6 protein-coding genes are annotated in these 7,119 nt (G+C 75.2%); all 6 read left to right on the forward strand.

Features of this window, described 5'->3' with window-relative positions; all coding sequences use genetic code 11:
* The coding region (locus ACFVX9_RS19690; RefSeq protein WP_387982697.1) for a hypothetical protein at positions 1–534 on the forward strand (534 nt) is incomplete at its 5' end.
* On the forward strand, positions 531–2,840 hold the full coding sequence (locus tag ACFVX9_RS19695) for a lantibiotic dehydratase (RefSeq protein WP_387982699.1): 2,310 nt from the start codon (positions 531–533) through the stop codon (positions 2,838–2,840). The genes ACFVX9_RS19690 and ACFVX9_RS19695, both read left to right, overlap by 4 nt.
* A complete protein-coding gene (locus ACFVX9_RS19700; RefSeq protein ID WP_387982701.1) occupies positions 2,837–4,102 on the forward strand; it encodes a metallopeptidase TldD-related protein in 1,266 nt (421 codons plus the stop codon). Before ACFVX9_RS19695 ends, ACFVX9_RS19700 begins: the two co-directional genes overlap by 4 nt.
* Positions 4,095–5,207 (forward strand): hypothetical protein, encoded by a 1,113-nt coding sequence (locus tag ACFVX9_RS19705; protein WP_387982703.1) that lies wholly within the window; start codon positions 4,095–4,097, stop codon positions 5,205–5,207. Before ACFVX9_RS19700 ends, ACFVX9_RS19705 begins: the two co-directional genes overlap by 8 nt.
* Entirely contained in the window at positions 5,179–6,282 is a 1,104-nt protein-coding gene (locus ACFVX9_RS19710) for an NAD(P)/FAD-dependent oxidoreductase (RefSeq protein ID WP_387982704.1), read from the forward strand. The genes ACFVX9_RS19705 and ACFVX9_RS19710 overlap by 29 nt, the downstream gene beginning before the upstream one ends.
* Positions 6,282–6,959, forward strand: a complete 678-nt coding sequence (locus ACFVX9_RS19715; RefSeq protein ID WP_387982705.1) for a VOC family protein — start codon at positions 6,282–6,284, stop codon at positions 6,957–6,959. Before ACFVX9_RS19710 ends, ACFVX9_RS19715 begins: the two co-directional genes overlap by 1 nt.
* The last annotated feature ends 160 nt before the right edge of the window (positions 6,960–7,119 follow it).

Here is a 7,119-nt window from a genome sequence, read left to right on the forward strand (position 1 = left end):
CGGAGCCTGCTGTCCGGGCGGGGCCCTTGGCTCGGGGGGCTCGGCCTGTTCTGGTTGCCGGTGGTCTGGGGCGGCGGGGCACCGAAGGCTGGGGGCGGTGTGCCGCTGATCCGGCACACCGCCCCAGGCAACGACCTGCCCCGCTGGGACCGGTTCAGCGGGCCCGGGACGCTCGACGAAACGGCGCGCACCGCGGCGATCGGCGCACTCAACTCCGAACTCGGCGCCGTGGCCGACCTGTTCCCCGGCCGGTTCGCCTGCTGCGTGCTCGCCGCACCGGACGGGACGGCGGTCTGGGAGCCGTCGGCCGCCGTCGTCGCCGGGGAGGGGCCCGGCCCGGACGGCCAGGGCCCGGGTTCGTTCGTGGTGAACCTGCGGACGGGCAGCGCGTTCCGGCTGCATCCGAAGCTGACGCCGGTCGTGGAGCGGCTCTCGTCCGGCGACACCGCCGTCCTGGACCGGATCAGCGACGGTGCCCGAAGGAAACTGACCGACCGGCTGGTCCAGGCCGGTGTGATGCGGAGGAGCCAGTGAGCCGACAGTGGCGCATCGGGCGGGAGTTCATCCTGCGCCATGCGGGAATGCCGTTCGACTGGCTGGAGGAGCTGGGCGCGCCCCACTCCCTGCTGGAACTCGCGGACGAGCTGCTCGACCGCGAGCGGACCGTCCTGGAGTTGGTGGAGACGCAGTTCAGCGGGCCCCGCGCCGAGTCGCTGCGCTCCGACGTGCTGCGCGGACGGGCGCGGCAGCTGCCGGCGTCGTCCGGCGGGCCGCAGTGGAGCCGGGCGGTGAGCGCCTGGGCCGACGCCTGGGAACGCTACGCGCTCGCCTGCCGGCAGGCCGACGACGAGGCCGGAAAGCGGCTGCGGGACCTGCTGGCGGATCCGGGGGTCTCCGAGGCCGTGTTCCTGTCCAACCCGGACGCGTACCGCAACATGCTGCTCCCGCTGCTGGCGTACGAAGGCCCGCTGACCTCGCGCTGGCGCCGGGTGCGCCGGCAGATGTTCACGTACGTGCAGCGGTTCTGCGCGAAGAACGAGACGGTGAGCTTCTTCGGGCCCATGGCGTACGGCACGGTGGGCGAGGGCGAGGGTGCCGTGCTGCGCGACGACGTGCCCCGCGTCCGCCGGGTGTTCTTCTCGCACTGGGCGGCGCGTGCGCTGGCCACGGCGATCGCCCGGGACCCCAGGATCCTTCCGCATCTCGCGTTCCACTCCACCGGACGGGGTGACGCGGCGCGGGAGCCGCTGCTGCCGCTCGTGGCCCCGGACGGAACGGTGTTCCGCGACGTGGTGCGCGCCGCCGGGCAGCCGGCCCGCGACGTGGCCAGGACGCTGATGCGGCTGGTGGCCGAGGAGGCCGTCACCATCGGCCTCGGCGGCGGCGACTACGACCTGGAGCCCCTCGCGACGCTGCGGGACCAGCTCTCCGCGCTGCCCGCCTCACCGGCCCGCGAGCTGTGGCTCGACCGGGTGGCTGAACTCGCCTCCCTCATCGACGAGTTGGCGCAGGCGCCGCTGGACCGCAAGGCGGCCGCCGTCGCCGCCCTGGAGGAGCGGTTCACCGAGTTCACCGGCAGGCCGGCCAGGAGGGGCGCCGGTGCGGCGTACGCCGACCGCGCCGTGTTCTTCGAGGAGTGCGCGTCGCCCTTCGCGCTGACCCTCGGAGCCGGGCTGGTCGGCGACTGGGAGCGGCAGCTCGCCCCCGTGCTGGAGGTGTGCACCGCGCACGGGCAGGCCGCCCAGCGCGCCGCGGCGGCCGCAGTGCGCGACGCCTTCACGGACGGGACCGCAGGAGAAACGGGCCCAACCGGGGCACCGGCCACGGAGTTGGACCTCCTCACGTACGCGACCCGAGCGGCCGCGAGCCGGTCCGACTCGACCAGCACCTTCCAGGCGGCCCACGCCCCCGTCTACCCCGGCGCCGACTGGCGGGCCGAGGTCGAGCGGCTGACCGAGGAGGCCGGGGCGCTGGACGGCGACCGGTACGCGGTCATCGACCTGTGCCCCGCGGCACCGGACGCCGCCGGGCTCAGCGCGGACGCCCCGCTCGTCCTCTCCCGCGCCCACCACCACCTGCTGGTGCGCAGCTGGCTGGGCACGATGCACCCGGATCCGGACCGGCTCGGCGCGGACGCCGCCGCCTGGACGGCGGCGCAGGACGGCGCGGTCGTCGGCCTCGACTTCGGGCGCCGCAACAAGGGCTACTACCGCTTCCCCGGCCGTGAGGTCGCGATGCGCCCGCTGACCTGGACCGACCACGACCAGCCGGAGCTGCTGAAGCCGGAGGACCTCACCGTCCGCATCGGGCCGCACGACGTCACCCTGCACGATCCGGACGGCAAGGCGGTCAGCGCGTACGTTCCGCTGAGCGACTTCGTCAAGTACGCCCCGATCGCCGCCCTTTCGCATCCGCAGGTGCTCCACCCCACCTTCACCACCGAGGACGCACAGCCCGAAGTGGCCCTGGGATCGGTCGTCCTGCAGCGGTCCCGGTGGCAGGTGCCCACCGCGGCGCTCGCGGCACCGGAGCCCGAGGCGCGGTTCCTCGCGCTGCGCAGGCTGGCCCGGGACACCGGAACGCGGTTCGTCTTCTGCCGCAGCGCCCATGAGCGCAAGCCGTACCTGATCGACCTGGCCTCACCGCTCGCGGCGGACCTGATCAGCCATGTGGCGCGCGGCGCCGAGCAGTTGGGCGTGGAGCGGATGGCACCGGGACCGGACGAGCTGTGGCTGCGCGACGGCGAAGGCCGGCGCTACACCAGCGAGCTGCGGATGCAGATCATCGGCAGCTGCGGCACCGACAGCGGCACCAACAGCGACGGGAGCGGCACGCGATGACGCACACCACGCTCTTCGCCGAGCACTCGCTGCGGATGCGGGCCGACGTGCTCCCGGACGGCACCGTCTCCACCGAGCGGACCTCGGTGCGCGGGATGAGCGTCGAACGGCACCTCGACCGGGGCTTCACCGAGCACCGCTTCGCCGACGGCGACGACCTGCTGGCCTCGGGCGCCGCCGGAGCGGGCCCGGAGGCCGCCGACGCGCTGCGCGAGGTGCAGGAACGGCCGCTGTTCGAGCTGACCCCCGAGCTGCGCGCCGAGCTCGCCGGGATCGCCGCCGAGACCGGCGCGGAGCTGACCCTGGGGGTGGCCCAGCAGCACGTCGCCGCCGGCGGAGCGGACCGCGTCGCCACCACCGAGCGGATCGTCACGACCCTGGAGACCAGGCTGACCGGTGACGACGGCACCGTCCACTCCCGGTCACTGCTGTGCGCCCCTGCGGGCTCCGACCCGGGCGGGCTGCGGGACGCGGCCGTGCGGACGGCCGACGCGGTGCGCGAACGCCTCGCACTGCCGCTCGCCGCCGAACTCCCGGACGGCGCCGACCTCGTGCTGCTGCCCGGCCTCGCCGGGGCGTTCTTCCACGAGATCGTCGGGCACCCGATGGAGGCCGACGTGGTCGCGTCCGGAACGAGCTACCTCGGGGCGCGCGCCGGGCGGCGGGTCGCACCCGCGTGGCTGTCGGTGCTCGACGGCGGTGCGCACGACGGGCCGGGCTACCGCAGCCCGTTCGACGACGAGGGCACCCCGTGCCGCACCCTGCGGCTGATCGACCGGGGCACGGTGGGGCGGCCGATGACCGACCGGGCGCTCGCCGCCCTGCTCGGCGGCGGCCCCGGCACGGGCCACGGGCGCAAACAGAACTACCGGCATCCGGCGATCCCCCGGATGACCCACACCGTGGCCCTGATCGAGCCCACGGCCGAGCCGGAGCCGCCCTCGGGCGACTGGATCGCCCCGTACGGGCTGCGGCTGGACATGATGAACATCGCCTCGGGCGCCTTCGTCTTCCACGCCCCGTTCTCCCTGCTGCACCGCGTCGACGGCAGCACCGCCCGGCTGGGCCCGCTGACGGTGACCGGTGACGGAGCGCGGGTGCTCGCAGGCCTGCGGCCCTACGAGCACCGCGTCGCCGCCTACCTGCGGGCCACCGGGGGCTGCGGGAAGCTGGGGCAGTACCCGGTGCCGGTGTCGTTCGCCAACGCCGGGTTCCGGCTGCCGACCGGGCTCGTCGGGCTGCGGGCGGTGGCCCGTGGCTGAGACCAGGACCCGTGCCTCCGGAATCGTCACGCCCACCCGCGGCGCGCCGCGGCTGACCGTCTCGCTCGACACGCTGCGCCTCGAACGGGACGCGACGGGCCGGGTCACCGGCTCCCGGCGGGTCGCCGGGTCGGCGGACCAGGACGCGGGCAAGGAGACCGGGCTGCTGCTCACCGAGGCGGCCGAACGGACGGCCTCGGCCGTCGCCGGGCTCCAGAGCGCGGTGGCGCAGATCCACGAGTGGCGTGACGGCGACGGCCTGCCGGTGTCCAGGCGGGCCGAGTTGCTGGCCCGCGTCGAGACCCCTGGCGGTCCCGTACTGCTCGGCACCAGCGGCCCGGGGGATCCGGCCGGGCTCGTGGACGCGCTGCCCTGGGACGAACTCGGGGCGCTCTCGGGGCCGTTCGTACCGGCCGACCCGCCGGGCGACTGGCGCGAGCGGCCGCTGCTGCTGCGGCCGTCCGCGGCGTCGGTGCTGGTGGCCGGTGCGGCCTTCTCGCTGACCTCGCGCGGGGGGCGCGCGACCGCCGCCCGGCTGGCGGGGCGGCGCATCCTGCCGCAGCTGACCCTGACCGATCTGCCGTCGGCGCCGCCCGGGTCGGCGCTGGACGGGTCGGGGCAGGACGCTTCGGGGCTGGACGACCGGGGCGACCCGGCGCTGCCCACCGTCCTGGTCGACGGCGGCCGGATCTGCCCGCCGCCCCCGCTCGCCGAGGGCATCGCGCGCGGCCGGGCCGTGTGGGACCACGACACCGGCGGGTTCGGCCCGCCGCCGCTGGCCCGGCTCGAACTCGACGGGCCCCGGGCCGAGGTGCCCCCGGACGCGGTGGAACTCGTCTGGTGCGTGGAAGGCCTCCAGCGCTACCACGGCGACGGCACCGTCCGGCTCCAGTGCCTGGCCAGGGTCGCGGACCGGCCCGGCGGCTGGTTCCGCCTCGCCCTGCGGGGCAAACCCGTCCATCTGCTGCGCCAGGCCCGCGGCCTGGCCGGCCCACCCATGGCTGTCCACAGCGACAGCGACGTGACCACCCGCTCGCTGGTACTCGCCGGCGCGGCCGAAATGGAAGGTGCAGGACATGCCGTCGTCACCGTCATCACCCCCTGACTTCACGCTCATCGGCGGAGGGATCGTCGGCGCCTGCCTCGCCGAGGAGTTGAGCGACAGCGGGGCGTCCGTCCGGGTGCTCGACTCCGGTGCCGAACCCGGGCACTCGACCAACCGCGCGGCGGGGGTGGCGGTCCCCTCGCTGCGCTACCTCACCGACCGGGAGTTCTACGACTGGCTGCGCACCGCCAAGCGGGACCTGGACGCCGACGTCGCCCGGCTGGAGCCGGAGTACGGCGCGTTCAGCGTGGCCAGGCCCATCCTGCGCGCGCTGCGCGAGACGGACGTCGAGGCCCACGGCGACGTGCTGAGCGGGCTCGGCGTCGGCGACTGGGTGGAGGGCGGCGCCCTCGCGCAGGCCGCGCCCGGGCTCAAGCTGCCGACCAGCAGGCGCTACCTCCTCGACCCGGACGGGCTGATGATCGACGGCCGCCGCTACCTGGACGCCGTACGGCGCCGGTGCCTGGCCCGGGGCGTCGACTGGCAACAGGGCGTCACGGTGCGGGAGGTGCGCGAGGAGGGCGCGGCCGTCTCGGTGGTGACCTCCGACGGGACGCTCCGCGCGGACCGGGTGGTGATCACCGCCGGCGCCTGGAGCTCGGGCAAGGGCCTGGCCGAGGCGACCGGAGTCCGGCCGCAGCGCGGGCAGATGGCGGTGCTGCGGACCGGCGAGGAGCTGAACTGCATCCTGTCCTCCGCCTACTACCTCGCGCCCGGGGTCGGTGACGACGTGATCGTCGGTGCGACGGAGGAGGACACGGGGTTCGCCGAGCACGTGACCACCCAGGGCATCGCCAACCTGCTGCGGTTCGCCACGACCGTCATGCCGGGGCTCGCGGACTCGGTGCCCGTGGAACTCCGCGCCGGACTGCGCCCGGTGTCCGGCACCGGACGGCCGCTGGCGGGCGCACTGCCCGGCCACGAGCGGATCTTCCTGTCGGCCGGCCACGCCGGGCACGGGCTGCTCTCGGCGCGCGCCACCGGCAAGGGCATGGCGGCCGGCCTGGTCGGCGACGACTGGGAGACCCTGCCGTACAGCATGTGCCCCTCGCACGCCCTGGGCGGTGCCTCCTGATGCGCATCGACCACGTGATCCTCGGCGCGCGGACCATCGATCCGCTGCGCGAACTGCTGTGGGACGAGTACGGGTTCGGCATCACCGACGGCAGCCCCAACCCGGACGGCACGGCGAGCTGGGTGGTGCCCTTCGACACGCCCGACGTGCAGTACCTGGAGCTGCTCGTCACCCACGACGAACGGCGGCTGGCGGGCGAGGACTTCGGCCGGCTGTTCCTGGAACGGACGGCGGACGGGCCGGACTTCCTCAACTGGGCGGCGCTGACCGACGACATCGAGTCCACCGCACGCGCGGTGGAGACGGTCACCGGAGCGGATCCGGACCTCTTCCGCGGCGAATCGGTCCGGGCCGACGGAGGGAGCGTGCCGTGGGCGGAGGCGGCGTTCGACCTGTCGTGGCGCAGCCTGGTGCTGCCGTTCTTCCTGAGCTACGGCGACCCGCAGGCGCGCGCGGCACGGGTGCCGGGCGATCTCAAGGCGGCCGGGCACCGGGTCTGCCCGACGTCGCTGCGGCGCCTTGAGACGGGCCAGGCACGGGAGCCTGAGCGGGCTTGGGCGGACCGGTGGCCCGGACTCGCCGCGCTCGACGTCCTCGTCGACCCCGCGGCCGGCCCCCGCATCTCGGCGGTGCACATCGACACCGCCGAGGGCGAGACGGTGGTGCGGCTTCCGTGACCCCCGCACGCCCCGCACCCACGGGGGCACCGGGCGGCCTTTGCCGCAGCACCGCCGCGGCCGGGGCGTGCCGGACCCCCCCGCCGGAGAAACAAAGAAGGACAGCAGCAAGACCCCCATCCGACCCTCGTCCCAACGAACAGGCGTGCCCCGGCCCCCC

It is taken from the genome of Kitasatospora sp. NPDC058243 (genome assembly GCF_042882025.1).
Classification (GTDB): domain Bacteria; phylum Actinomycetota; class Actinomycetes; order Streptomycetales; family Streptomycetaceae; genus Kitasatospora.

Coding starts and splice junctions, on each gene's coding strand:
- ACFVX9_RS19700 (WP_387982701.1), top strand. CDS start 2,837: ATGACGCACACCACGCTCTTCGCCGAGCACTCGCTGCGGATGCGGGCC.
- ACFVX9_RS19710 (WP_387982704.1), top strand. CDS start 5,179: ATGCCGTCGTCACCGTCATCACCCCCTGACTTCACGCTCATCGGCGGA.
- ACFVX9_RS19715 (WP_387982705.1), top strand. CDS start 6,282: ATGCGCATCGACCACGTGATCCTCGGCGCGCGGACCATCGATCCGCTG.